Here is a 23,944-nt window from a genome sequence, read left to right as displayed (position 1 = left end):
ATTCATTACCGTTATGACGGTGGAATCCGACTACGACGAGCTCGACCGGCAGCTCGCCTGCGCCCTCCAGGTCAACGGCCGGGCCCCGTTCAGCCTCATCGCCGAGGCGCTGGGCGTGTCGGATCGCACCATCGCCCGCCGCTACGCGCGGCTTCGTTCCGCCGGGGCATTGCGGGTCATCGGCGCAGTCGATCCCACCGCGCTCGGCGCGATCCTTTGGTTCGTGAGGGTTCGCTGCGCCCCCAACGCGTCCGTGCCCGTCGCCGAGGCGCTGGCCCGGCGGCCCGACACATCGTGGGTGAGTCTCACCTCCGGCGGCACGGAGATCGTCTGCACCGTGCGCACCGAGAACGAGGCCGACAGCGAGGCGTTGCTGCTGGCCAAGCTGCCGCGCACGCCTCGGGTGGAGGGCATGACCGCCCACTCCGTCCTGCATTCGTTCTACGGCGGCCCCGACAGTCTCGTCGCCAAGCTCGGCTCGTTGGACCCCGCCGCCGTCGACCGCCTCCGCCCGCCGCCGCTGCCGTCGCGGCCCGGCCCCGTGAGCCTCGATGACGGCGACCGGAAGTTGTTGGCCGCCTTGGCTTTCGACGGCCGGGCCGAGGTGGAGCAGCTGGCCTCGGTGACCGGCTGGTCGCCCACCACCGTCCGCCGGAGGATGACCGAGCTCCGCGAACGCGGCGTGCTGTACTGGGACATCGATGTTGACGGCCGTCTGTTCGGCGTCGGCCCGCGCACCCTGCTCTGGCTGTCCGTCGCCCCCGCGCACCTGGCGGTCGTCGGCGCAGCCCTGGCCGAGCACCCCGAGATCGCCTTCGCCGCCGCCACTACCGGCCCGTCCAACCTGTGTGCCAGCATCGTCTGCGCCGACCAGCGATCGCTGTACAGCTACCTCACCACCCGCGTAGCCGACCTGCCCGCCATCACGCACATCGAGACCGCGCCGGTGATCCGCACTGTCAAGCGGGCGGCCAACCAGTCGTGATCAGGCCGTCATGATCTGCTCGACCATGTCCAGGACAAGGGAACCGGTCCGGCCGGCCAGGCCCTCCAGGCGTTGCCCGAGCTGTTCCGCTGCCTCGGTGCGCTGCTGCGCCAGGTAGAGCTCCACGGCCTCCTGCCGAGGAGGCTGCCCGCCTGGCCGAGGCCGCCGCGGCCGGCGCCGAGGGCGTCACCGGCGCGGCCGACGCCGCCGAGCTGGCCGAGGCCGAGACCCTGGAGGCGGAGGCCGAGGCCGAGTCCGCGGAGCTCTCGGCGGACGCCGAGGAGACGTCCTCGCTGCCGGAGTGCGAGGTCGGTGCGCCCTGCATCAACAACGGCATGGGCAATCTCGTCAAGGTGAACAAGCCCGACGCCGGCGCTGACAAATTGGCCGAGCGCATCGGCGGCGAGTCCCGGATGAAGTTCGAGAACGACCCGGCCGGCAAGGAATACGACACCATCACCGACCGGTATGTCGCGGAGACGAAACCGGCCAACTTCACCTTGAACAAGGACTGGCGCAGGCAGGCCAAAGCCGTGTTCGACATGGCAGTCAAGACGGGTCGAACGCCGTACTTCCACTTCGAGGGGCCACCCGGGCCGGGAGTTCTCGAAGCGCTCAAGCGGTACGCGGAGAGATACGCGATCGAGCCGGTCATCGACCTTGAGCCGTTAGGCTGACGGCCATGCACGAGTTTCACGGTTGGTTCGGCATCTCGGAATCGGCCTATGAGGCTGATGAGGGAACGCTGGCGGAGGGGCTGGCGGAGCTGCGGGCCAGGGTCGCCGAGTTGGCGTGGTCGATGGGCACGGCGCGGGTGGTCATCCACAACGCCCGGGAATTCCTGGAGGTGAACGGGGTGGCGAACCGACGGGGAACAGAGGCGATGGAGCTGGACAGGCTGTTGGAGCATGTCGCCACTCGCTTCCCCGGCAGCTACGGCCTGCTGTACGAGCGCTCGGACGACCCGGCCGACTTCGACACGCCCGGGGTCAACGCGTTCCGGGTGCGGGTGATGGCCCGGGGCGAGATCCACACCCGCCTGGACCCGTTCCTCTCCCCGTGCAACCCGGTGATCGAGGACTAGGACACCAGGTCGAAGCGGACGACGATCGGCAGGTCGCCGATCTCGCCCAGCGTGACGGCCGTGCCCTCGGCGACGGCCCGGGCGGCGACGGGCCTGCCGTCGAGCCTCAAAGCGCTGCCGGCATCGAGCAGGCCAGCGAGGTGAGGAAGGCGCACCTCGCCGGTTTCGGCTATCAGGGCATAGGCGTGGTTGCCGCTGCGAGTCCAGCGCAGCCAAGGGGAATCGCTGGAGGAAGCGCCGTCCAGCGGCCGGGTGTCATGGATGGCAACGGAATTGACGGCCATCCACTCCGCCATGCCCTCCAGCACGTCCCGCTGCGTCGGTGGGAGCGTGCCGTCGGCGCGAGGGCCGACGTTCAACAACAGGTTGCCGCCACGGGAAACCACGTCGGCCAGCTGGCGGACGGCTCCGGCCACGGACAGGGAGTGGGAAGCGTCCTCGGCCTGGTTGTAGCCGAAGGAGAAGCCGATGCCACGGCAGTTCTCCCACGGGCCGGAGCCCTCGACGGAGCGGTTGGCCTGGTATTCGCTGGTGCGGAAGTCGTAGGCGACGTCGGGGCGGCAGGCGTGGGTGCCGTCCCACCGGTCGTTGACGATGCCGTGGGGAACGTCGGCCCGGTAGAAGGCGAACAGGCCGGGCAGGTCGACCAGGCCCTGGTCGGGCCAGCCGATGTCGTTCCACAGGATGTCGGGGGAGTAGCGGGTGATGAGGTCCTGGACGTGGCGAAGGGCGTATGCGGCGTAGGCGGCCTCGTTGGCCCGGCCGTGGTCGTCGATCTGGTCCTCGTGCCGGATGACGGCCCGGCGGCCGGCGAACCAGTCGATGCCGCCGGAGTAGTAGACGCCGAACCGCAGCCCGGCGGCACGAGAGGCGTCCGCGATGGAGGCGACGAGGTCGCGGCGGGGACCACGGTGGACGGTGTTGCGGGTGCCGGTGCCGGGGGCGTCCCACAGGGTGATGCCGTCGTGGTGCTTGGTGGTCGGCACCACGTAGCGGGCCCCGGCCCGGGCGAAAAGCGAGGCCAGGTCGGCGGGATCGAAGTTCTCGGCCCGCCAGGAGTCCAAAAAGGAGTCGTACGGCCGGCCGCCGTGCACCGTCTGGTGGTGCGAAAAGGCTGCGCTGCCGGGGATCTGACTGGTGTTCCAGTACCACTCGGCGTACGGGCAGTGGGCGAACCAGAACTCCGAGTCGAACGTGCCCAGCTCGCCGATGGGCTCGGCCCACGCCGGCACGGAGTAGGCGCCCCAGTGCATGAAGATGCCGAACTTGGCGTCCTGGAACCAGGTCACCCGCGGATCGCCCCCTCGGTGGCCCCGGCGATGAAACCGCGGGCGAACAGGCCGAACACGGCGACCATGGGCACGGTGGCCATCAGGACCCCGGCCATGACCATGCTGTAGTCGGTGCTGTGGCCGACGTTCAACTGCGCCAGCGCGACCTGGAGCGTCAGCCGGTCGGGGTTGGTGAGCACGATCAGCGGCCAGATGTAGTCGTTCCACGAGTTGACGAAGGCGTAGATCGACAGGAACGACAGGGCCGGCCGCATCAGCGGGACGGCGACGTTCCAGTACTGGCGGAAGAAGCCACAGCCGTCGATGCGCGCGGCGTCGAGCAGCTCGTCGGGCACGCCGCCGCTGATGTACTGGCGCATCCAGAAGATGCCGAAGGCGTTGGCCAGCGCGGGCGGCACCAGGGCCTGGAGCGTGCCGACCCAGCCGATCTGGGACATGATGATGAACTGCGGCAGGGTGCCCAGCTGCAACGGCAGCATCATGAACACCAGCAGCAGTCCGAAAAGGACCCTGCGGCCGGGGAAGTCGAACTTGGCGAAGGCGAAGGCGGCCAGCGAGTCGATGAACACCACCAGGAACGTCGTGACCGAGGCGACGACCAGGGTGTTGAGCATCGAGCCGACGAAGTCGATGTTGGCCAGCACGTTGCCGATGTTGTCCAGCAGGTGCGAGCCGGGCGTGAACTTGGGCGGGTTGTGGTAGATGTCCGTGGTCGTGTTGGTGGCCATGATGATGGTCCACACGAACGGGAACACGGAGATCAGCACGGCCACGACCAGGATCGCGTGGGTGCCCCAGCGACGGGTCATTCCTTCCTCCCGCGTTGCACCAGCCACCAGTTGACCACGACCAGCACCAGGATCAGCAGGAAGAACGCCCACACGATCGCGGCGCCGTAGCCGTAGTCGTTGTTGGTGAACGCCTCCTGGTAGAAGTACAGCAGCGTGGTCAGGCCGGCCTGGCCGGGCCCGCCGAGGCTGGCGTTGGCCGCGTTGGTGCCGAACAGCACCTGCGGCTCGCTGAAGCTCTGCAGCCCGTTGATGGTGGAGATGACCACGGTGAACAGGATGATCGGCCGCAGCATCGGCAGCGTCACGGAGAAGAACGCGCGCACCGGCCCGGCGCCGTCGATGCGGGCGGCCTCGTGCACCTCCGGCGGGATCGCCTGCAGCCCGGCCAGATAGATGATCATGTTGTAACCGGTCCACATCCACGTCATCAGCAGCGCGATGACCACCTTGATCAGCCACGGGTTGCTCAGCCACGCCACCGGCGGAATGCCCACCCCGGCCAGAATGGCGTTGACCAGCCCGAAGTTGTTGCTGAACACCGCCGCGAAGAAGATCGCGACGGCCACGATGGAGGTGACGTTAGGCAGGAACAGCGCGATCCGGTAGAAGCCCTTGAACCGCCGCACCGAGTGCACCAGCGCGGCCAGCACCAGGGCGCCGAACAACGTCGGCACGGTCGAGAGCACCCAGATGACCAGCGTGTTGCGCACCGACAGCCAGAACACCGGATCCTTGATCAGGAACCCGAACTGCTGCAGCCCCACGAACTTCATGTCGCTGAGGCCGTCCCAGTGCTGGAAGGCCAGGAACAGCGAGAAGAACACCGGGAACAGCGAGAACACCGCGAACATCAGGTAGAACGGCGAGATCGCGAGGTACTGCCGCCAGTAGGTGAGGACTCCTCGCCGGGCCGGCTGGGCCGAGAGGGGAGGAGTGCGCCGAGGGCGGAACCGGGGCGGCGCCGTCCGAGTGGCCAAGCTCAGGTCACCCCCTGCCGCTGGGCGATCTGCTTGGCCTGGCTCACCGCGTCGTTCCAGGCGGCCTCGGGCGACTTGCCGCTGGCCTCGATGTTGCCCAGTTCCGTGCGGTAGGGCGCCATCACGGCCGCGTCGGCCGGGGCCTCGTAGCTGATCGGGATGGCCTCGGCGGCCGGCCCGAACACGTCGATGGTGCTCTGGCCGCCGAAGTACGGGTCGCCCGCGGTCAGCGCCGGCAGCTTGTAGGCGGCCGGGGCGGCCGGGAAGATCGCCGCGTCGGTGAAGCTTCGGGCGTCGTTGGCCGGGCTCAGGATCCAGCTGACGACCTTGAACGCCTGCTCGGGGTTGCGGCACTGCCTGGGCAGCGCCAGGAAGGAGCCGCCGTCGTTGGCCGGGCCGCCGGGCATCGGCGCCACCCGCCACTTGCCCTTGAGATCGGGGGCGGCCTGCTCGATGTCCAGGGCGTGCCAGGCGGCCCCGAGCTCGACGCCGAGCGTGCCGGTGGAGATCGCCGCGTTCCAGCTGTTGTCGTCCACCTTGCCGTTCAGGCCGGCCGTCGCGCCCTTCACGGCGGTGTTCCAGGCCGTGCGAATGTGCTCCTGGTCGCCGATGAAGTGGTTGTTCTCGTCGATGAACCGCTTGGTGCCCTGGTTGACCACGATGCTGAACAGCTCGGGCAGGTTGCGCATGGGAAAGGACCTGGGCACGGCCTGGTGCAGCTGCTTGCCCATGGCGAAGAAGTCGTCCCAGGTCTTGACCTGCGCCGCCACCTGCTTCGGATCGGTGGGCAGGCCGGCCTGCTCGAACAGGTCCGTCCGGTAGTACATGCCGGTCGGGCCGATGTCGATCGGGAAGCCGAGCTGCTTGCCGTCGGTGGTCTGCGCCCGCTTGACCTTCCACGCCAGGTACTGCGACGAGACGTCCTTGAACCCCAACTCGTTGAGGTCGAGGAACTTGCTGGCGCTGGGCAGGAACGAGGCCATGTCCTCGCCCTTGATGCCGGTGATGTCCGGCACCGAGGAGCCGCCGGCGGCCAGCGTGGTGACGAGCTTCTGCTTGAAGTCGCCGCCGATGGAGCTGGCGGTGAGCGTGATGTCCTTGGCGAACTGGGTCTTGGCGTCGCCGACGACCTTGTCGCTCAGGCCGCCGCCCCAGTACCACAGGGTCAGGTCCTTGCCCTGGGCGCCGCCTGCGCCGGAGCTGCCGCAGGCGGCGGAGAAGCCGGCGGCCATGGCGGTCAGCGCCGAGACCTGGATGAATCGTCTGCGGGAGAGTTCCATGGGATCGCTCCTAGTCGTGCATGCCCGGCAGGCGGTCGAGGAAGGCGTATTCGGGGCGGTGATCGGTGGCCCGCCAGCGGGCCAGGTCCGTCCACAGTGGAGCGGACGCGGCTCCGCCGATCCGTCGCACCGACAGTGCGGCGACGAGGGCGGCGAAGCGGAGCCGGTCGGCCAGCGGCAGTCCGGCCAGGGTGGCGAAAACCAGTGCGGCGCCGAACACATCGCCGGCGCCGGTGGTGTCGACGGCGTCGACGGCGACGCCGGGGATCGAGGCGTTCTCGCCCGTGCTGCCGTCGATGGCCAGGACGCCGTCGGCCGCGCACGTCACGACAGCCAGCGGCACCAGTTCGGCGAGCTTGGCCACCGCGGCCTCGGCGGAATCCGTTCCGGTGTAAGCCATGGCTTCACGGTCGTTGGGTAGAAAGGCGTGACAACCAGGCAGCTGGGCCAGGATCGCCTCGGCGTGGTGCGAGGCCTCCTCCCACCCGGCGTCCGCGAACACGAGGGTGTCCTGGGCGACGGCCTTGCCGATCCACGTCTGCGGCTCGGGGCAGAGGTGGGCGACGGCCGCGCGGGCCGGCGGCGGGGTGCCGACCAGGTCGTCGGCCGTGACGGGTGCGGCGGTGCCGTGGGTGACCAGCGCGCGGTCGCCGTCGTATGCCATGGCCACGGTCAGCGGCATCAGCCAGTCGGGGATCACCCGGGACAGCGACAGATCGACGCCCTCGGCCAGCAGCTCCCGCTGGCACATGTCGCCCATGACGTCCGAACCGATGGCGGCGGCCAGAGAGGTGCGCAGGCCCAGTCGGCTCAGCGCCACGGCGAAGTTGGCGATGCCGCCGGGGCTGGTGCCGCGCGACCCGGCCCAGACCTCGGTGCCGGCCGCCGGCGCGGCGGGCAGGCCGGCGAAGCCGATGTCGTAGAAGAGCAGGCCCGACAGGAACACGTCGGGGACCGCCGCTGGTGTTGCCACGCCGCAACCTTCTGTTCGGTCCGAAGTTGAGCTAGAGACTGCACCGCGTGCACGGGAATGGCAATAGCTGCGTGACTTTGAGCGAGTTTGCAGAGTAGGGTCCGACTGTGCTTCCCGCCCGACGACACGAGCTGATCCTGCGCGCGCTGCGCTCGGACGGCCCCAGCACGGTGTCCGCGCTGGCCGACCTGCTGGGCGCGAGCCAGGCGACGATCCGGCGCGACCTGCTGCAGCTGGAGGATGAAGGCCTGCTGCGGCGGGTCTTCGGCGGCGCGGTCCCCGTGAACGGCCATGACGACCCCTTCGCCGACGTCGCCGACGTGCGCGTGGAGGCCAAGGACGCCGTGGCCGCCCGCTGCGCGGCGATGGTGCGCGACGGCCAGACCGTGCTGCTGGACATCGGCACCACCGCGCACCGCATCGCCCGCCACCTGCGCGGCCGTTGCGTCACGGTGATCACCAGCAACCTCGCCGTCTTCGAGGAACTGGTGGAGGACAAGGAGATCCAGCTCATCCTGCTGGGCGGCGTCGTCCGTCGGGACTACCGTTCCCTGGTGGGCTTCCTGACCGAGGACAACCTGCGCCAGGTGCACGCCGACGTGCTCTTCCTGGGCACCAGCGGCATCCGGCCCGACGGCCACGTGCTCGACACGACCGCCGTCGAGGTGCCGGTGAAGCGGGCGATGATCGCCGCCGCCGAAAAAGTCGTGTTAGCCGCCGACGCCGGGAAGTTCCCCGGCACGGGTATGGCCCGCGTGTGCGGGCCGGAGGATCTCGACGTCGTGGTGACGAACGCGCCCGCCGACGCGGCGACGTGCGGCGCACTGCGCGAAGCTGGGGTGGAGGTCGTGGAGGCATGAGGCTGACGATCCTGGGCGGGGGTGGCTTTCGGGTCCCCCTCGTCTACCGGGCGCTGCTGGCCGATCGGGGCAAGGACCGGGTCACGCACGTGACTTTGCACGACCTGGATCCGCGCCGCCTGGACGCCATCGTCAAGGTGCTGCGCGAGCAGGCAGCCGGTTACGACGACGCGCCGGAAGTGCACGTGACGACCGATCTGGACGAGGCGGTGACCGGCGCCGACTTCGTGTTCTCGGCCATTCGCGTCGGCGGCCTGGCCGGCCGCGCCATCGATGAGAAGGTGGCCCTGGAGCTGGGGGTTCTCGGCCAGGAGACGGTCGGGGCCGGCGGCATCGCGTACGGCCTGCGGACGATTCCGGTCGCGGTGGACATCGCCCGCCGCATCGCCCGGCTGGCCCCCGAGGCGTGGGTCATCAACTTCACCAACCCGGCCGGCATGGCCACCGAGGCCATGGCCGCGCACCTGGGCGACCGCGTGATCGGGATCTGCGACTCGCCGGTCGGCCTCGGCCGCCGCGCCGCCCAAGCACTGGGCGTCGACCCTTCGCGGGCCTGGCTGGACTACGCGGGGTTGAACCACCTGGGCTGGCTGCGGGCGATCCGCGTCGACGGCGTGGACGTGCTGCCGCGGCTGCTGGCCGACGAGGACGCCCTCACGTCGTTCGAGGAGGGCAAGCTCTTCGGCGCGGATTGGTTGCGTACCTTGGGGTCGCTGCCCAACGAGTACCTGCACTACTACTACTTCAACCGCGAGGCCGTGGCCGGCGCGCGGGCGGCTTCGCAGACCCGCGGGGCGTTCCTGCTCGACCAGCAGTCGCGTTTCTACGAGCAGATGCAGGTCCCCGGCACGCCGCCGTTCGCCACCTGGGACGCCACGCGCCTGGAGCGCGAGGTCACCTACATGGCTGAGAACCGTGAGGCCGTGGACGCCGGCGAGCGCAACTCGTGCGACCTGGACTCCGGCGGTTACGAGAAGGTCGCCCTGGCCCTGATGCGAGCGATCGCCCTGGACGAGCGCACCACGCTGATCCTCAACGTCCGTGGTCGGGGAGCGTTGAAGCCGCTCGACGACGAGGCGGTGATCGAGACGAACTGCCACGTCGACGCCAACGGCGCCCGCCCCATCACCGGCCTGCCGCTGGCTCCTCACTCCGTCGGGCTGGTGACTGCCGTGAAATCCGTGGAGCGGGACGTCATCGCAGCTGCCACTACTGGTGACCGGTCCGCCGCCCTGCGGGCCTTCGCCCTGCATCCGTTGGTGGATTCCGTTGCTGTGGCACGGCGTCTGCTCGACGGGTACCTGACTCACGCCCCCGGCCTCGACTACCTCAAGGCGGCCAGCAATGCATGATGACCGCAAGCAGGTCGAGGCCCGTCTCGATCGTGTGTTGGAGCAGCGGATTCGTCCGGCTGTGTATGGGGATGTCGTTCCGTTGACGTTGACCGCGTGGCACGTGCCCGATGAGCTGGTGCCGGTGTCCGAGGCCTTGGCCACCCCGTACTCGCCGTTCGCCGTGGGGGAGCGGTGGGGCCGGCCGTGGTCGACCACCTGGTTCCGTGTCGTGGGGACCGTGCCGGCGGAGTGGGCCGGACGGCGCGTGGAGGCCGTCTTCGACCTGGGCTTCGTCGGCGACTGGCCCGGCGGCCAGGCCGAGGCGCTCGTGTACTCCCCGTCTGGGCAGCCGGTGAAGGGCATCGAGCCGCGTAACCAATACGTGCCGGTGGCCGCCCCGGCCGTCGGCGGCGAGCGGGTGGAGCTGCTGCTGGAGGCCGCCGCCAACCCGGACATCCTGGCCAACGGCTTCATCCCGACGCCGATGGGCGACAAGCTCACCGCCCCGCCCGACCCGATCTACACCTTCGCCCGCGCCGACCTCGCCGTGCTCAACGAGGACGTCTGGCATCTCGTGCTGGACATCGAGGTCGCCGGCGAGCTGATGAAGCAGCTCAGCGAGCACGACACCCGTCGCCACGAGCTGCTGCGCGCGTTGGAACGGATGCTCGACGCCGTCGACATCGCCGACATTGGTGGCACGGCTGCCGCCGCGCGTGCCCAGCTTGAGGGCGTGTTGTCTCGACCGGCCCATGCCAGCGCGCACACCTTGTCGTCGGTCGGCCACGCGCACATCGACAGCGCCTGGCTGTGGCCGTTGCGGGAGACCGTCCGCAAGACCGGCCGGACCTTCGCCAACGTCACGGCGTTGGCCAAGGACTACCCCGAGTTCGTCTTCGCGTGCTCGCAGGCCCAGCAGTACGCGTGGGCCAAGGAACACCACCCCGTTGTGTACCAACGCATGCAGGAGGCGGCCAAGGCCGGCAACTGGGTGCCGGTCGGCGGCATGTGGGTCGAGGCCGACGGCAACCTGCCCGGCGGCGAGGCGCTGGCCCGACAACTGGTGCACGGCAAGCGTTTCTTCCTCGACGAGTTCGGCGTCGAGTGCGAGGGCGTGTGGCTGCCGGACTCCTTCGGTTACACGGCGGCGTATCCGCAGCTGGCGCGGTTGGCCGGCATGCACTGGTTCTTGACCCAGAAGATCTCGTGGAACCAGACCAACAAGATGCCGCACCACACCTTCTGGTGGGAGGGTATCGACGGCAGCCGGGTCTTCACCCACTTCCCGCCCGTGGACACCTACAACGCGGTGTTCTCCGGCGAGGAGATGGCCCACGCCGCGCGGAACTACGCCGACAAGGGCGGCGGCACCCGGTCGTTGGTGCCGTTCGGGCACGGCGACGGCGGTGGCGGCCCCACCCGGGAGATGATGGAGAAGGCCCGGCGGCTGGCGTCTTTGGAGGGGTCGCCGCGCGTGGTCGTGCAGGACCCGAACGTGTTCTTCCGTGAGGCCGAGGCGGAGTACAGCAACGCCCCCGTGTGGTCGGGGGAGTTGTATCTGGAGCTGCACCGGGCCACGTACACCAGCCAGGCCCGCACCAAGTCCGGCAACCGCCGCAGCGAGCACCTCTTGCGCGAGGCCGAGCTGTGGGCGGCCATGGCGGCTGTGCGGGCCGGGTTCTCGTACCCGTACGAGCAGCTGGACCGGTTGTGGAAAACCGTGCTGCTGCACCAGTTCCACGACATCCTTCCCGGCAGTTCCATCGCTTGGGTGCACCGTGAGGCCGAGGCCACCTATGCCGCCGTCGCCGCAGAGCTCCTCAGCATCATCGATGGGGCCTCCTCGGCGTTGGCCGGCACTGCGGCCGATGTCCCTTGGTTGCTCAACGCAGGTCCTCGCGCTCGAACGGAAGTCGTTGCCGTGCCTAGGGAATTGGCCGTCGACGGTCAGGAGTTGTCCGACGGCAAGGTAGCCGTGCTGGCCGCTGTCGACGGCTCCGCCGCCGGGCCGTTGGTCCCTGTTGATGTTGCGCACCCGGTCGTCGTCGGCGATCGCCTGCTGGAGAACGGCCTGGTCCGGGTCTCGTTCGACGACGACGGCCTTTTCACGTCCGTCTACGACCTCGTCGAGGACCGTGAGGTGTTGGCTCCGGGGGAGCGCGGCAACCTGCTGCGCCTGCACACCGATTTCCCCAACCAGTGGGACGCCTGGGACATCGACAAGCACTACCGCCACCAGTACACCGATCTCACCGACGCCTCGTCGATCACCGTCGTCGAGCACGGGCCGCTGGTCGGCGCTCTTCGCGTCGAGCGCCGTTTCGGTTCGTCCACCCTCGTCCAGACCATTCGTCTGTGTGCCGGTTCGCCTCGTGTCGACATCGAGACGGAGATCGACTGGCACGAGCAGGAGAAGATCATCAAGGCCGTGTTCCCGTTGGACGTGCACGCCGACCGGTCGGCCGCCGAGATCCAGTTCGGCCATGTCTTCCGGCCCACGCACACCAACACCAGTTGGGAGGCCGCCCGGTTCGAGGTCTTCTGCCACCGCTGGGTCCACGTCGCCGAGCCCGACTACGGCGTCGCCGTCCTCAACGACTCCACCTACGGCCATGACGTCGGCCGCACCGCCCGGCCCGACGGCGGCACCACGACCACCTTGCGGCTGAGCCTCGTCCGTGCCCCGCGCGTGCCCGATCCGCACGCCGACCAGGGCCGGCACCGGATGACCTACTCGCTGCTGCCCGGCGCCACCGTGGCCGACGCCGTCGAGGGCGGCTACGCCCTCAACCTGCCCTTGCGGGTCGTCCCCGGTTCTTCCCGCGCTTCGACGTCCCCGTTGGTCGCCCTGGACGGCCGCCGGGCGGCGGTCGAGTCCGTCAAGCTGGCCGATGACCGCTCCGGCGACGTCGTCGTCCGCCTCTACGAGTCCCTCGGCGGCCGCGCCCGGACCGTGCTTCGCCCCGGCTTCCCCGTTTCCCGCGTCCAGGTCGTGGACCTCTTGGAGCGCCCCCTCGGCCAGGACCTCCCTGTCGCGCCTGACGGCTCCGTGCACCTCCGCTTCCGCCCCTTCCAGATCCAGACCCTCCGCTTGACCCCGGCCCCGTAGTCGCCCGTCAGTACTGGTGGGCTTGGGTGCTGTACTGCCGCCCCAGCGACGTAGTCCAGTGCGTCGTCCCGTCCGCATCCCGCGTCACGCTGTAGTTGTCGTGCTTGACGTGATGATGCCGGCGGCACAGCCCTTGCAGATTCGCCGGCTCCGTGCCGCCGCCGGGCCACGGCGTGATGTGGTCATGCTCCTCGATCGGCCTCGAACACCCCGGCGCCGTGCACGTTCCCCCACTCCGCACATGATTGAACTCTTTCATCAGGGTGGACGGCCGGTACGTGTTCTTGCTGATCGCCGCCGCCCTCCGGTACTCGTCCAGCGCAATCCCCCGCCAGCGCCCTCGCATCGCCAGCTCCCGCGCCGCGTCCGCCGCGATCGGCCCGTACCCGGCCAGCTGACCCGGCTCGTCGTCGAGCCCCATCAGCGTTTCCATCCCCACCGTGACGAACGTCCTGACGTTCCATTCTTTCCGCTGGCCCAGCACCCTCTCCATCAGCACGTCACACCGCTTCTGGTCGGTAGTGCGCCCGTCGGCCGGCAGTCCTTGGGCATCCGCGCACACCTGCTGAAACAGCTCCCTGGCCTCCGCCGCCGGCAGGGTCCACATCAGCTTCGCCATCCCGTCCGGCAGCGGCGAGAACTCCACCCGCCGCTCTTCCCGGGCTTTCGTGCACCGCCGCTCGTACCCTTCCGGATCCGCGGTGGCCACCAGCGCCGTGGTCTTTCGACACAGCTGCGACCGGGTCAGCCCGCCAGCGACCTCAGCGAGAACCCGATCCACTTCCTTCACCTGCGCCGGGTCTTCCAGGTGCCGGGTCCGCTCCTGCACCGCCGAGAACCGCGCCAGATCAACATCCCCGCCCCGAAACCGCTCCGCGAGCGCCGGATGACTGCCCAGGGCCGCCGCCGTCTCTTGGGCCTTCGCCAGCGCCGGCTCCGCCACCTTGATCGCCATCGCCAGCTCGGTGGTGTCCCGCACCTGCGCCAGCGCCGCCAGCTCGGCGTATTCGCAGCTGGCTCTCAGTCTCCGCGCCACAATGGCAAACGTCAGTAATTCTTCCTGCGTGAGCCCCGCCGGATCGACACTCATGATCAGGTCGTATATCGCCCCATCGGGCCGCACGTTCTCTATTTCCGGAGTGAGTTCTCCCATGTCTCCAGAATACTCCGATGGAAGATCCAACTCGAATCACTAACGGGTGATTGTTTCATGCATAATCGCGCGCTTGGTGGACTCGGAGGGAGAGGGGGAGAGGTGAGAGGTGAGAGGTGAGAGGTGAGAGGTGAGAGAAAAGCTTTTCCGTCAACCTTCCACCTCCAACCATTCAGAAAAGCGTGGATTTTGCGTGGAGGGGATCGATGTCATACAATTGACTATGCGAGGGGCAGGCCTGCCTGCCCCTATTTGCCCCTCGCGTCATCGATCAGAGGCTCCACGCCAAATCCACGCGACCCAGCCCACGAACCAGCACGCGCCCCGGCTGACGAACCACGCCCGGCCGCCCCACTCGGCTGACGGCCCGCACTTCTAACCCCGACCCCGGCTGTCCCAGACCCCAACCCACCACCCCGCCACTCCCGCCGCCCACCCCACCACCCCAACCCCACCGACCGCCACAGCTGCATCACCCCACCCCCTGAACGTATGGTTGCCACGTGCATGCTCCTTACTCCCCAACACCAGCCGCGTGACCGCGCCGACTCGCCCCGCGCGGAGCGCGATCCTCACTGTCGACGACGACCCCGGCGTGTCCCGAGCCGTGGCGCGGGACCTGCGTAGGCGCTACGGCGACCGGCACCGGGTGATCCGGGCGGAGTCGGGGCGGCAGGCGCTGGACACGCTGCGGGAGATGGCGCTGCGCGGGGAGTTGGTGGCGGTGATGCTGGCCGACTACCGGATGCCGGACATGAACGGCATCGAGTTCCTCGAGCAGGCGATGGACCTGTACCCGGCGGCCCGGCGCGTGCTGCTGACGGCGTATGCCGACACGGAGGCGGCGATCGACGCCATCAACCTCGTGGACCTGGACCACTACCTGCTCAAGCCGTGGGATCCGCCGGAGGAGAAGCTGTACCCGGTGGTGGACTCCCTGATCGACGCGTGGGCGAGCACGGACCACAAGCGGGTGCCGGAGACCAAGATCGTCGGCCACCAGTGGTCGGCCCGGTCGTCGGAGGTGCGGGAGTTCCTGGCCCGCAACCAGGTGCCCTACCGGTGGTACCAGGTCGACGAGCCGGAGGGCGAACGCCTGCTGGCCGCCGCCGGTGCGGACGGGCGGGTCCTGCCGGTGGTGGTGACCACGAACGGCGACGCGCTGATCGCGCCAACGGACGCCGAGCTGGCCAACGAGGTCGGCCTGAGCACGAAGCCGTCGGAACGCTTCTATGACCTGGCCATCGTCGGCGGCGGCCCCGCGGGCCTCGGGGCGGCGGTGTACGGCGCCTCGGAAGGGTTGCGGACGGTCCTCATCGAGCGCACGGCCACGGGCGGGCAGGCGGGCCAGAGTTCACGGATCGAGAACTACCTGGGCTTCCCGGACGGGGTCTCGGGCGCTCAGCTCGCGGACCGGGCCCGCCGACAGGCCACGAAGTTCGGCGCGGAGCTGATCACCACCCGTGACGTGGTCGGCGTGGAGATCAACGGATCGGCCCGTACGGTGCGATTCGCCGACGGGGACGCGATCGACGCGCACGCGGTCATTCTGGCCACGGGTGTCTCGTACCGGCAGCTGTCCGCGCCGGGCCTGGACGACTTCACCGGGCGGGGCGTGTACTACGGGTCGGCGCTGACGGAGGCCACCAACTGCTCCAAGCAGGACATCTTCATCGTCGGCGGGGCCAACTCGGCCGGGCAGGCGGCGGTGTACCTGTCCCGGTCGGCCCGGTCGGTGACGATCGTGGTGCGGGCCGAGGCGCTGACCGAGTCCATGTCGCACTACCTGATCCAGCAGATCGCCGCCATCCCGAACATCTCGGTGCTGACCTGCACGGAGGTGGTCGAGGCCGGCGGCGGCGACCACCTGGAGCACATCTCGTTGCGGCACAACAAGACCGGCGAGGTACGCAAGGTCGACGCCTCCTTCCTGTTCGCGTTCATCGGCGCCGCGCCGCGCACGGACTGGCTGGACGGCGTGGTCGCCCGTGACGAGCGGGGCTTTGTCATCGCCGGCCCCGACCTGGCCGTGGACAACGCATTGCGGGACTGGCCGCTGGACCGCCCGCCGTATCACCTGGAGACCAACGTGCCCGGCGTGTTCGTGGCCGGTGACGCGCGCTCCGACTCCGGCAAGCGGGTCGCCTCCGCGGTCGGCGAGGGAGCGATGGCCGTCATGCTGGTGCACCGTTATCTGGAGCGGACATGAGCCCTCTGCCGTGTGACATCGCCGAGCTGCGCACCCTGTTCCTGTTCGAGAAGCTGGACGAGCACCAGCTGGAATGGCTGTGCGAGCACGGGCACATCGAGCATTTCGAGCCCGGCCCCGTCTATCGCGAGGGCGACCCGGCGACCTGCTTCTACGTGATGATCGAGGGCGGCCTGGCGATGTCCCGGCGGGTCGGCGCCGAGGACGTGGAGATCAGCCGGACCACCCAGCCCGGCGTGTACGCCGGCGCGTGGCGGGCCTACCTGGGCGACCGCGTGCCGCAGAACTACGACGGGTCGATGCGGGTCACCGAGCCGTCCCGGTTCTACGTGCTCGACGCGGTGCTGTTCGAGCAGGTCATGCGCGAGTGGTTCCCGATGGCCCTGCACATGCTGGAGGGCCTGTTCTTCGGCATGCAGAACACCCAGCAGGCCATCGGGCAGCGGGAACGCCTGCTGGCGCTGGGATCCCTGTCGGCCGGGCTGACCCACGAGCTGAACAACCCCGCCGCCGCGGCGATCCGGGCGACCTCCACGCTGCGGGAGCGGGTCGCCGGCATGCGGCACAAGCTGGGCATGATCGCCGCCGGCCCGTACGACCGGGTCTCGCTGGCGACGCTGGTCCAGCTCCAGGAGCAGGCCGTCGAGCTGGTGGCGAAGGCCAAGCCGCTGGAGCCCCTGGAGGCCGCCGACAAGGAGGACGAGCTCTCCGACTGGTTCGACGAGCACGAGATCCGCGCCGGCTGGGAGATCGCGCCCACCTTCGTGCAGGCGGGTCTGGACGTGGCCTGGCTGGACACGGTGGCCAGCACCGTGGACAAGTCCATTCTGGAGGGTGCGGTCCGCTGGCTGAACTACACCGTCGAGACCGAGCTGCTGATGACCGAGATCGAGGACGCGACCACGCGAGTGTCCACTTTGGTCTCGGCCGCCAAGCAGTACTCCCAGCTGGACCGGGCGCCGTTCCGTCCCGTCGACGTGCACGAGCTGCTGGACAGCACGCTGCTGATGCTGGGTCGCAAGATCGGTGACAACATCACCGTCGTGAAGGACTACGACCACAGCCTGCCCGAGGTGCCGGTGTACGCGGCCGAGCTCAACCAGGTGTGGACGAACCTGATCGACAACGCCATCTCGGCCATGGGCGGCGTCGGCACGCTGACCGTGCGCACGGCCCGCGAGGACGACCGGCTGCTGGTGGAGATCGGCGACACCGGGCCCGGCGTGGCGCCGGAGATCAAGAACCGGATCTTCGAGCCGTTCTTCACGACCAAGCCGGTCGGCTCGGGCACCGGCCTCGGCCTGGACATCTCGTGGCGCATCGTGGTCAACAAGCACCGCGGCGACCTGGCCGTCGTCTCGGTGCCCGGCGACACCCGCTTCCAGGTCCGCATCCCGCTCGTCCCCGCCGTTCAGGAAGGCAACTCATGACCGTTCCCGGCATCGACCCGTCCGTGCCCCCGAGCGGCGCCGGCTGCGTCGAGTGCGACGCCGCCGGCGGCTGGTGGGTGCACCTGCGCCGGTGCGCCCAGTGCGGGCACATCGGCTGCTGCGACTCGTCGCCGGCCCAGCACGCCAGCGCCCACGCGAAGTCCTCCGGGCACCCGTTCATCCGCAGCTTCGAGCCGGGCGAGGACTGGTTCTGGAACTTCCAGACCAACGAGTTCTACGACGGCCCGGCGCTGGCCGGCCCGCAGTCGCATCCCGAGGACGCCGCGATCCCCGGTCCGGCCGGTCGCGTTCCGGAGGACTGGCGCAGTCACGTGCACTAGGTTTGACGTCCATGAGCCACGAGGAGCTCGCGGACGCCCTGCGTCTCGCGGTCGTCGGTCGTTCCGGAGTGACTCCCGTGTCGCTCCGGAACGCCATTTCGAAGCGGGTGGCGGGCGGGCCCGCGGTGAAGGAGCCGTACGACACCCTCGCCCGGCGGATCGCCGAGGCCTCCTATCGCGTGACCGACGCCGAGGTCGACGCCGTCCGGGAGGCGGCCGGCAGCGAGAAGGCCGCGTTCGAGGCCGTGATGGCGGCCTGTGTCGGGGCCGGTCTGGCGCGCTGGGATGCCTTCGTGGAGGCGCTCGATGCGTCTTCCTGAGATCGAGCGCGGCGACAGCCTCCGCAGCCGGGCGTTGATCCAGGTCGTCTCGCTGGCGTTGGGGGCGCGACTGCCCGACGCTGCCCGTGTTGCCTTCTATCACAAGGCTTTTGTCGGCACGGCGCTCGGCGCGTGGACGCAGGAGGCCATGCGCGGCCCGAGCGAGTGGTCCGTGGCCGAGCGGGAACTCATGGCGGCGATGGTCGCCCGGTGGAACTCGTGTCCGTTCTGCGTCGGGGCGCATCGGGCCATTGCCGCGCTGGGCATGGACAAGGCCGTCGCCGAGGCCTGCCTCGACGACTACCACACCGCGCCCATCTCGGAACCGTTGCACGCCACACTGTCCTTTGTGGAGACCATGACCCTGCGTCCCGGCGAGCTGCCGGCCGCGGTCCGGACAGCAACGGCCGAAGGCGTTACGCGGCAACAGCTCACGGACGCCGCCGCGGTCGCCTCGGTGTTCAACATCATCACCCGCTACGCCAACGCCCTGGACTTCGTGATCCCGAGCGAGGCCGAGTTCGACAAGGCCGCCGGCATGATGCTCAAGCGCGGCTATGCCTGAGCTCCCCGAGGTCGAGTCGGCCCGCTCCGTCATCGACCGCGCCGCGCTGGACCGCCTGATCGTCGAGGTCGACGACACCGACGACTACGTGTGCCGGCCCCATCCGCCCGGCGAGATCCGGTCGCTCCTGCTCGGCCACCGGCTCGTCGCCGCGCACCGCCGGGGCAAGTCGCTGTGGTGCGACACCTCCTCCGACGGCCCGGCGCTCGGCATCCACCTCGGCATGTCGGGGAAGATCGTCATCGCCGGCGTCGACGGCAGCGAGATCGACGGCGGCGACTACTGGGAGGGCCGCCGTGTGTCCGGCGACTACCGCTGGTCGCGGTTCGCCCTGACCTTCTCCGACGGCGGCCGCATGCTGCTGGTCGACCCGCGTCGGCTGGGTCGCATCACCCTCGACCCGCCCGTCGACCGCCTCGGACCCGACGCCGCGACGATCACGTCCGCGCAGTTCAAGGCGGCCTTGTCGAGAGGGTCGGCCCCGCTCAAGGCCCGCCTGCTCGACCAGCATTTCGTCGCCGGCATCGGCAATCTGCTGGCCGACGAGATCCTCTGGCGCGCTCGCGTCCATCCCGGCCGTCTGGTCGACGAGCTCACCCCGCGCGAGGTCGGGAAGGTCTTCCGTGCCACCCAGTCCGCCGTGACGGACGCCCTGGAAGGCGGCGGCGTGCACACCCTGTCGATCATCCCGTTCCGCCACGCCGGGGCGCTGTGCCCCCGCGACGGCGCACCCATGACCCGGGGCACCGTCGGCGGCCGCACCAGCTGGTGGTGCTCGGCGGAGCAGGTGATCTAGTCGGCGTTGTTGTTGTCCGATCGGGCATTTCTGGTCCGAGGTGACCTCCTTGCCGTGATCGTCGTGGTTAGGGTGGCGGCATGAGGTTCGGGCTGTACCTGCCGCTGGCCGCCGTGACCGCAGGGGGCCTGCGATGAAGGCTTTGCGCTTGGAGCGCTGGAAGTCCGATCCCGTGCTGACCGAGGTTCCGGAGCCGAGGCCCGGGCCGGGGCAGGCGGTCGTGCGGGTGGGCGCGGCCGGCGCCTGCCACTCGGACCTGCACCTGATGCGGGAGTTCGGCCCCGGCGTGTTGCCGTGGGGTCCGCCGTTCACCCTCGGCCACGAGAACGCCGGCTGGGTGCACGAACTCGGTCCCGGCGTGACCGGCGTCGAAGTCGGCCAGCCCGTCGCCGTGTACGGGGCGTGGGGCTGCGGAACCTGCGCGCGGTGTCGGCTCGGCATCGAGTCGTACTGCGAGAACCGTGCGGGGGCACCGGCTCCGGGCGGAGGCTGTGGGCTGGGTGTCGACGGCGGCATGGCCGAGCTGGTGCTCGTGCCCGATGTCCGACACCTCATTCCGTTGCCGGACGGCCTCGATCCCATCCTCGCCGCCCCGCTGACCGACGCCGCGCTCACTCCGTACCACGCGATTCGGCGCTCCTGGTCCAAGCTGCATCCCGGCGCCACGGCCGTGGTGATCGGCATCGGCGGCCTCGGCCATCTCGCCGTGCAGATCCTGCGGGCCACCACCGCCGCCCGTGTGATCGCGGTCGACACCCGCAACGAGGCGTTGGAGCTCGCTTCGCGGGCCGGGGCCGACCACTGCTTGTTGGCCGGTCCCGACGCCGCAAGCACCATCCGCGAGCTCACCGACGACCGCGGCGCCGACGCCGTTTTCGACTGCGTGGCCAGCGAACGCACCGTCGCCCTCGGTGCTGCCGTCGGGAGGGTGATGGGCGATCTGACGCTCATCGGCCTCGGCGGGGGAGCCGTGCCCGTGCGCTTCGCCGCTGTCCCGCACGAGTTGTCGGTGCAGACGACCTACTGGGGCAGCCGATCCGAGCTGGAGGAGGTCCTCGATCTCGCCGCCCGGGGCCGGCTGCATGCCGAAGTCACCACGTTCGCCCTCGACGACGCCCTGGAGGCCTACCGGCTGTTGGAGGCCGGCGAGATCACCGGCCGTGCGGTGATCGTGCCTGGCCGGCATGGGTAGTTGGTGGTGGGGGACAGGCGCGTCGGCCGTTCAGGTCGAAGGCGCGCATCCGGCCGACGATTGGCACGGCTGGAAGGACGCGCCGGATTCCGGTGACGGCAACGGCTTTGCGCGTCGCTACCGCGAGGATTTCACGCTGCTGCGAGATCTTGGCGCCACGGACCACCGGCTTTCGCTCAACTGGGCTCGCGTCGAGCCGGTCGAGGGACAGATCGACCAGGATGCGGTGGCCTACTACCGAGCGGTGTTGGCGGCGGCGCGGGAAGTGGGCCTGCGGGTGTGGGTGTGCCTGCTGCACAGCGCGATCCCGGTGTGGTTCGCGGACAAGGGCGGCTTCGCGGGGGACCGGGCGGTCGGGACGTGGCTGCGGTGGGTGGACCTGGCGGCCGAGCTGTTCGGGGATCTGGCCGGCGGCTGGATGCCGATGAACCTGCCGACGACATACGCCCAGAAGGCTTATCTCACCGGCAGTTTTCCGCCCGGTCACCGCGATCCGGCGCAGTTCGCGGCGGTGCTGGCCACCATGCACACCGCTGACTTCGAGGCCGCGCTCCGGCTCAGGGACACGGGAAGGCCCACCTGTTGCAACGAAGCGGTGCTGCCGCTGTATCCGGCGGACGACAGCCCCGAGACGGCAGCGGTGCTGGCCCGGCTGGACGCGATGGTCTGGGACTCCTGGCTGCGCCTGGCCCGCGATCCCCGATATGCCGACGCCTTCGACCTGATCGGCATCTCTTACTACTACGCGATGACGGTGCACTCCAACGGGGCGCTGGCGCCGTTCCCGGCCGACGGAGAGCCGGGGCCGCTGGGCTATGTCCCTTGGCCCGACGGCCTTGCCGCGGTGCTGGAGCGTCTGCATCGTGAGCTGCCCGACGCGCGGGTGGTGGTGGCGGAGATCGGCTACGGCGACGCCGGCGAGCAGGACGACACCGCCCGCTGCGAGTACCTGCGCCGCGCGTTCGAGCTCATCGCGGCGGCGCAGGACAACGGGATGCGGGTCGAGGGCGTGTCGATCTGGACCGGCATCGACAACTACGAGTGGCTGGCCGGCCGATCGGTGTCGTTCGGGCTGTTCGACGTCGACCGCCGGCCGCGGCGCAGCGCCGAGCTCATCCGGTCACTGGCTCGCGGCTGACCGCGGATCGTTGTGCAGGTAGGCCAGTTCCTGTGCCCGGTGGGCGATGCGCCAGCCGGCGTCGGTGCGCACGAAGCGGTCGATGTACCAGAGGCCCACGAACATCACGCCGCCGGCGGTGAGCACGAGCGGGTTGTGGCACATGGTGCGCCCGGTGGCGACGTCGCCGTCCAGCTCGATCTTGCTGGCGGCGATCAGGTGCTGTGTGACGCTGAAGTACGCCATGGTCTCGCCCAGGTAGGCCTTGACCGTGGCGAGGTCGCCGTGCACGGAGCCGGTCGTGGCCCGGAAGTCGATCTCGGCGTCGGGCGTGAAGATCCCGTCGAGCGCGTCCCACTCCCGCCGGTCCACCGCGTAGCTGTAGTCGACGAGCAGGTCCTGGATCTCTAACCGGTCGGACAGCTCCTGCAGCGACTTGGTCATGCGCGCCCCCGGCCCGTGGTGATTATCGTGTCACCATGACACGTTAATCGCCACGGGCCGGTTCGTCACGCCCGGATCACTTCACCAGCCTGCACGCCGAGGGGTCGGCCGAGACGTGGAGCTCGGTCGTCCAGCCGTAGCCGACGACCTTGCCGGCGCCGTCGGCCGCCAGCGGCGCCCAGGTGTCGGTGTTGTCGTCCCGCTTGTACCAGCGCAGCACCGGGCCGGTCGAGATCGAGGAGCCGCGCGCGTACAGGATGTCCGCGCCCGGCGAGAAGATCTCGCTGAACATCTGCCAGCCGGTGCCGATCGGCTCGGCGATCTGGAGCCACCTGTTGTCGGCGAAGGAGTACTCGTACCGGAACAGGGCGCCGGCCGGGGTGCGGGCGTAGAGCACGCCGTCGCCGGCCGCGGTGATCGAGTTGTACATGAGCCAGTTGGTGCCCAGCGACACGCCGGCGCCGTTGACCCAGTTGTTGGTGGCGGTGTTCCAGATGAACACCCGCAGCTCGCCCTTGGCGTTGATGGCGAAGATCCGGCCCTGCGAGTCCACGGTGACCCGGTTGGCGTACGCGGCGGTCAGGTACGGCGCCCAGCCGCCACCGACCTGGCCGCCGCCGGTCCACTTGGTTCCGTTCCACGCGAAGCGCCGGATGACGCCGTCGGCGAACGTGTCGGCCGCGCCGGTGTTCTTGTGGATGTCCCACACGATGCCGCCGGGCGCGGCGAGCATGCGGCCGAGCCAGCCGCTGCCGACGGCCGCGGTCGGGTTGACCCAGTTGGCCGTGCCGTTGGCGGCGTCGTTGTGCACGTAGTGCCACATCCCGCCGCCGGCTCGTTCGGACCAGACCGTGGCCGGGGTGCACTGCACCTGCGCGGGGGCGGTCTGTTGTCCGATCCACGCAGCGAGCGTGTCGGTGCGGATCTCGGTGGTGCCCTGCTGCGGCTGCTCGATGCCCATACAGCCGTGTTGCAGCGAAGAAGTGGTGACGCCGACGAGCGTCGCCAGGCCGCCCGCCTCGCGGAAGGCCGGGGCGCCGGCGTCGCCCTTGCAGGCGTCGGCGGTGTCGCTGTGCAACACCAGCTGCGCGGCGTCGACCGTCCCGACGGTGAAAGCGCTGGTGTGCAGCACGTTCGGGATCCACTCGTCCGCGGTGCGGCCGAAGCCGGCCAGTCGGACCGGGTCGCCGGCGGTGGGCGCGGTGGTGCTCAGCGGGACGGGCGTGATGCCGGTCGCGGCCTTGTCCAGCTTGACCAGCATCACGGTGTGGCCGGCGTCCGGCACGAGCTTGGACGCGTGAGCGGTGATGCCGGCCGTCGAGTCCAGGTTGACGCGGCCGACAACAACTGTTGTCGCCTTGGCCGGCGCGCCGCCGTTCGGGTTCTCGGGAAAGCAGCTGGGCACGGTGAGGACCCAGGCCGGCGCGACGAGGGCGCCGGAGCAGGCCCGGCCGTCGGCGGTGATCTTCGCCGTGAAGTTGTAGGTGGTCGCGGCGTCACCCGACACGGCCAGGGCCGGCGCGGTGAGCAGGGCTCCGCCGGTGACGGCGACCAGGGCGGCGGTGACGGCTCTCGACCGGATCCGCGCAGATCTCATGCATCCCCCTCAGATGTGCAGCTGCCCGGCGAGTATCGGGTGAATTCGCCCCCGATGTCCCAAGAGATCACTGTGACCTGGGTCACTAACGGGTG

The 23,944-nt window shown here is 69.7% G+C and carries 23 protein-coding genes; 14 read left to right on the top strand and 9 right to left on the bottom strand.

Translation table 11 applies throughout. The features are described 5' to 3' along the window. The first annotated feature begins 19 nt into the window (after positions 1-19). Positions 20-985, top strand: coding sequence for an Lrp/AsnC family transcriptional regulator (locus tag AB0M73_RS33035; RefSeq protein WP_363899009.1), 966 nt, complete (start codon positions 20-22; stop codon positions 983-985). Here AB0M73_RS33035 and AB0M73_RS33030 read toward each other — a convergent pair whose 3' ends face one another. Next, positions 986-1,111, bottom strand: a complete 126-nt coding sequence (locus AB0M73_RS33030; RefSeq protein WP_363899006.1) for a hypothetical protein — start codon at positions 1,109-1,111, stop codon at positions 986-988. A 209-nt stretch (positions 1,112-1,320) separates the two neighbouring features. Between AB0M73_RS33030 and AB0M73_RS33025 the strand changes: the two genes are divergently transcribed. Together AB0M73_RS33025 and AB0M73_RS33020 are read left to right on the top strand one after the other, a co-directional pair. Beyond that, on the top strand, positions 1,321-1,662 hold the full coding sequence (locus AB0M73_RS33025) for a restriction endonuclease fold toxin (RefSeq protein ID WP_363899003.1): 342 nt from the start codon (positions 1,321-1,323) through the stop codon (positions 1,660-1,662). Between the two features lie 5 nt (positions 1,663-1,667). Beyond that, entirely contained in the window at positions 1,668-2,069 is a 402-nt protein-coding gene (locus AB0M73_RS33020; protein ID WP_363899000.1) for an Imm7 family immunity protein, read from the top strand. Here AB0M73_RS33020 and AB0M73_RS33015 read toward each other — a convergent pair. Genes AB0M73_RS33015 through AB0M73_RS32995 form a run of 5 tightly spaced genes read right to left on the bottom strand, consistent with a single transcriptional unit; the run spans position 2,066 to position 7,382 of the window. Next, on the bottom strand, positions 2,066-3,358 hold the full coding sequence (locus AB0M73_RS33015) for an alpha-L-fucosidase (RefSeq protein ID WP_363898997.1): 1,293 nt from the start codon (positions 3,356-3,358) through the stop codon (positions 2,066-2,068). The two genes, AB0M73_RS33020 and AB0M73_RS33015, sit on opposite strands and share 4 nt — an antisense overlap. After that, positions 3,355-4,170 carry a carbohydrate ABC transporter permease gene (locus AB0M73_RS33010; protein WP_363898994.1) on the bottom strand — a complete coding sequence of 272 codons (816 nt, stop codon included), beginning with the start codon at positions 4,168-4,170 and terminating at the stop codon, positions 3,355-3,357. Before AB0M73_RS33010 ends, AB0M73_RS33015 begins: the two co-directional genes overlap by 4 nt. Beyond that, complete coding sequence (locus tag AB0M73_RS33005) at positions 4,167-5,129, bottom strand: sugar ABC transporter permease (protein ID WP_198047001.1); 963 nt, start codon at positions 5,127-5,129, stop codon at positions 4,167-4,169. The genes AB0M73_RS33010 and AB0M73_RS33005 overlap by 4 nt, the downstream gene beginning before the upstream one ends. Positions 5,130-5,131: 2 nt before the next feature. Beyond that, positions 5,132-6,409 carry an extracellular solute-binding protein gene (locus tag AB0M73_RS33000; RefSeq protein ID WP_363898990.1) on the bottom strand — a complete coding sequence of 426 codons (1,278 nt, stop codon included), beginning with the start codon at positions 6,407-6,409 and terminating at the stop codon, positions 5,132-5,134. Between the two features lie 10 nt (positions 6,410-6,419). Next, positions 6,420-7,382, bottom strand: coding sequence for a PfkB family carbohydrate kinase (locus AB0M73_RS32995; protein WP_363898987.1), 963 nt, complete (start codon positions 7,380-7,382; stop codon positions 6,420-6,422). 107 nt (positions 7,383-7,489) lie between these two features. Here AB0M73_RS32995 and AB0M73_RS32990 point away from each other — a divergent pair, with 107 nt between their 5' ends. The 3 genes from AB0M73_RS32990 to AB0M73_RS32980 are packed head-to-tail and all read left to right on the top strand — an operon-like array spanning position 7,490 to position 12,685. Continuing rightward, complete coding sequence (locus AB0M73_RS32990) at positions 7,490-8,242, top strand: DeoR/GlpR family DNA-binding transcription regulator (protein ID WP_363898985.1); 753 nt, start codon at positions 7,490-7,492, stop codon at positions 8,240-8,242. Next, positions 8,239-9,594: a 6-phospho-beta-glucosidase gene (locus tag AB0M73_RS32985; RefSeq protein WP_363898982.1), complete on the top strand. Its 1,356-nt coding sequence runs from the start codon at positions 8,239-8,241 to the stop codon at positions 9,592-9,594. Before AB0M73_RS32990 ends, AB0M73_RS32985 begins: the two co-directional genes overlap by 4 nt. Further along, positions 9,587-12,685, top strand: coding sequence for a glycoside hydrolase family 38 C-terminal domain-containing protein (locus AB0M73_RS32980; protein WP_363898979.1), 3,099 nt, complete (start codon positions 9,587-9,589; stop codon positions 12,683-12,685). The genes AB0M73_RS32985 and AB0M73_RS32980 overlap by 8 nt, the downstream gene beginning before the upstream one ends. Before the next feature lie 7 nt (positions 12,686-12,692). Here the strand turns inward: AB0M73_RS32980 and AB0M73_RS32975 are convergent, their stop codons facing one another. Continuing rightward, a complete protein-coding gene (locus AB0M73_RS32975; protein WP_363898976.1) occupies positions 12,693-13,838 on the bottom strand; it encodes a DUF222 domain-containing protein in 1,146 nt (381 codons plus the stop codon). Between the two features lie 535 nt (positions 13,839-14,373). Here AB0M73_RS32975 and AB0M73_RS32970 point away from each other — a divergent pair. The 8 genes from AB0M73_RS32970 (at position 14,374) to AB0M73_RS32935 (ending at position 21,829) form a co-directional block, all read left to right on the top strand. Then, positions 14,374-16,047, top strand: coding sequence for an FAD-dependent oxidoreductase (locus AB0M73_RS32970; RefSeq protein ID WP_363898973.1), 1,674 nt, complete (start codon positions 14,374-14,376; stop codon positions 16,045-16,047). After that, entirely contained in the window at positions 16,044-17,477 is a 1,434-nt protein-coding gene (locus AB0M73_RS32965) for an ATP-binding protein (RefSeq protein ID WP_363898970.1), read from the top strand. Before AB0M73_RS32970 ends, AB0M73_RS32965 begins: the two co-directional genes overlap by 4 nt. After that, the gene (locus tag AB0M73_RS32960) at positions 17,474-17,818 is read left to right on the top strand and encodes a UBP-type zinc finger domain-containing protein (RefSeq protein ID WP_363898967.1); all 345 of its coding nucleotides are present in this window, start codon (positions 17,474-17,476) and stop codon (positions 17,816-17,818) included. Before AB0M73_RS32965 ends, AB0M73_RS32960 begins: the two co-directional genes overlap by 4 nt. Before the next feature lie 11 nt (positions 17,819-17,829). After that, positions 17,830-18,138 (top strand): hypothetical protein, encoded by a 309-nt coding sequence (locus AB0M73_RS32955; RefSeq protein WP_363898964.1) that lies wholly within the window; start codon positions 17,830-17,832, stop codon positions 18,136-18,138. After that, the gene (locus AB0M73_RS32950; protein WP_363898961.1) at positions 18,125-18,703 is read left to right on the top strand and encodes a hypothetical protein; all 579 of its coding nucleotides are present in this window, start codon (positions 18,125-18,127) and stop codon (positions 18,701-18,703) included. The genes AB0M73_RS32955 and AB0M73_RS32950 overlap by 14 nt, the downstream gene beginning before the upstream one ends. Beyond that, positions 18,696-19,499 carry a DNA-formamidopyrimidine glycosylase family protein gene (locus tag AB0M73_RS32945; protein WP_363898958.1) on the top strand — a complete coding sequence of 268 codons (804 nt, stop codon included), beginning with the start codon at positions 18,696-18,698 and terminating at the stop codon, positions 19,497-19,499. The genes AB0M73_RS32950 and AB0M73_RS32945 overlap by 8 nt, the downstream gene beginning before the upstream one ends. 133 nt (positions 19,500-19,632) lie before the next feature. Further along, positions 19,633-20,691, top strand: coding sequence for an NAD(P)-dependent alcohol dehydrogenase (locus AB0M73_RS32940; RefSeq protein ID WP_363898955.1), 1,059 nt, complete (start codon positions 19,633-19,635; stop codon positions 20,689-20,691). After that, positions 20,684-21,829, top strand: coding sequence for a family 1 glycosylhydrolase (locus AB0M73_RS32935; protein WP_363898952.1), 1,146 nt, complete (start codon positions 20,684-20,686; stop codon positions 21,827-21,829). The genes AB0M73_RS32940 and AB0M73_RS32935 overlap by 8 nt, the downstream gene beginning before the upstream one ends. Here the strand turns inward: AB0M73_RS32935 and AB0M73_RS32930 are convergent. Both AB0M73_RS32930 and AB0M73_RS32925 read right to left on the bottom strand, forming a co-directional pair. Further along, positions 21,812-22,252, bottom strand: a complete 441-nt coding sequence (locus tag AB0M73_RS32930) for a nuclear transport factor 2 family protein (RefSeq protein WP_363898949.1) — start codon at positions 22,250-22,252, stop codon at positions 21,812-21,814. The genes AB0M73_RS32935 and AB0M73_RS32930 overlap by 18 nt on opposite strands. Positions 22,253-22,328: 76 nt before the next feature. After that, complete coding sequence (locus tag AB0M73_RS32925; RefSeq protein ID WP_363898946.1) at positions 22,329-23,849, bottom strand: tachylectin-related carbohydrate-binding protein; 1,521 nt, start codon at positions 23,847-23,849, stop codon at positions 22,329-22,331. Between the last annotated feature and the right edge of the window lie 95 nt (positions 23,850-23,944).

It is taken from the genome of Kutzneria sp. NPDC051319, assembly GCF_040682195.1.
Taxonomy (GTDB): Bacteria; Actinomycetota; Actinomycetes; order Mycobacteriales; family Pseudonocardiaceae; genus Kutzneria.
This window is presented reverse-complemented; position numbering and strand designations above follow the sequence as displayed.

Coding starts and splice junctions, on each gene's coding strand:
- AB0M73_RS32930 (WP_363898949.1), bottom strand. CDS start 22,252: ATGACCAAGTCGCTGCAGGAGCTGTCCGACCGGTTAGAGATCCAGGAC.
- AB0M73_RS32955 (WP_363898964.1), top strand. CDS start 17,830: ATGAGCCACGAGGAGCTCGCGGACGCCCTGCGTCTCGCGGTCGTCGGT.
- AB0M73_RS32935 (WP_363898952.1), top strand. CDS start 20,684: ATGGGTAGTTGGTGGTGGGGGACAGGCGCGTCGGCCGTTCAGGTCGAA.
- AB0M73_RS32940 (WP_363898955.1), top strand. CDS start 19,633: ATGAAGGCTTTGCGCTTGGAGCGCTGGAAGTCCGATCCCGTGCTGACC.
- AB0M73_RS32960 (WP_363898967.1), top strand. CDS start 17,474: ATGACCGTTCCCGGCATCGACCCGTCCGTGCCCCCGAGCGGCGCCGGC.
- AB0M73_RS32975 (WP_363898976.1), bottom strand. CDS start 13,838: ATGGGAGAACTCACTCCGGAAATAGAGAACGTGCGGCCCGATGGGGCG.
- AB0M73_RS32925 (WP_363898946.1), bottom strand. CDS start 23,849: ATGAGATCTGCGCGGATCCGGTCGAGAGCCGTCACCGCCGCCCTGGTC.
- AB0M73_RS33020 (WP_363899000.1), top strand. CDS start 1,668: ATGCACGAGTTTCACGGTTGGTTCGGCATCTCGGAATCGGCCTATGAG.
- AB0M73_RS32985 (WP_363898982.1), top strand. CDS start 8,239: ATGAGGCTGACGATCCTGGGCGGGGGTGGCTTTCGGGTCCCCCTCGTC.
- AB0M73_RS33010 (WP_363898994.1), bottom strand. CDS start 4,170: ATGACCCGTCGCTGGGGCACCCACGCGATCCTGGTCGTGGCCGTGCTG.
- AB0M73_RS33025 (WP_363899003.1), top strand. CDS start 1,321: ATGGGCAATCTCGTCAAGGTGAACAAGCCCGACGCCGGCGCTGACAAA.
- AB0M73_RS32950 (WP_363898961.1), top strand. CDS start 18,125: ATGCGTCTTCCTGAGATCGAGCGCGGCGACAGCCTCCGCAGCCGGGCG.
- AB0M73_RS33000 (WP_363898990.1), bottom strand. CDS start 6,409: ATGGAACTCTCCCGCAGACGATTCATCCAGGTCTCGGCGCTGACCGCC.
- AB0M73_RS32980 (WP_363898979.1), top strand. CDS start 9,587: ATGCATGATGACCGCAAGCAGGTCGAGGCCCGTCTCGATCGTGTGTTG.
- AB0M73_RS32945 (WP_363898958.1), top strand. CDS start 18,696: ATGCCTGAGCTCCCCGAGGTCGAGTCGGCCCGCTCCGTCATCGACCGC.
- AB0M73_RS32965 (WP_363898970.1), top strand. CDS start 16,044: ATGAGCCCTCTGCCGTGTGACATCGCCGAGCTGCGCACCCTGTTCCTG.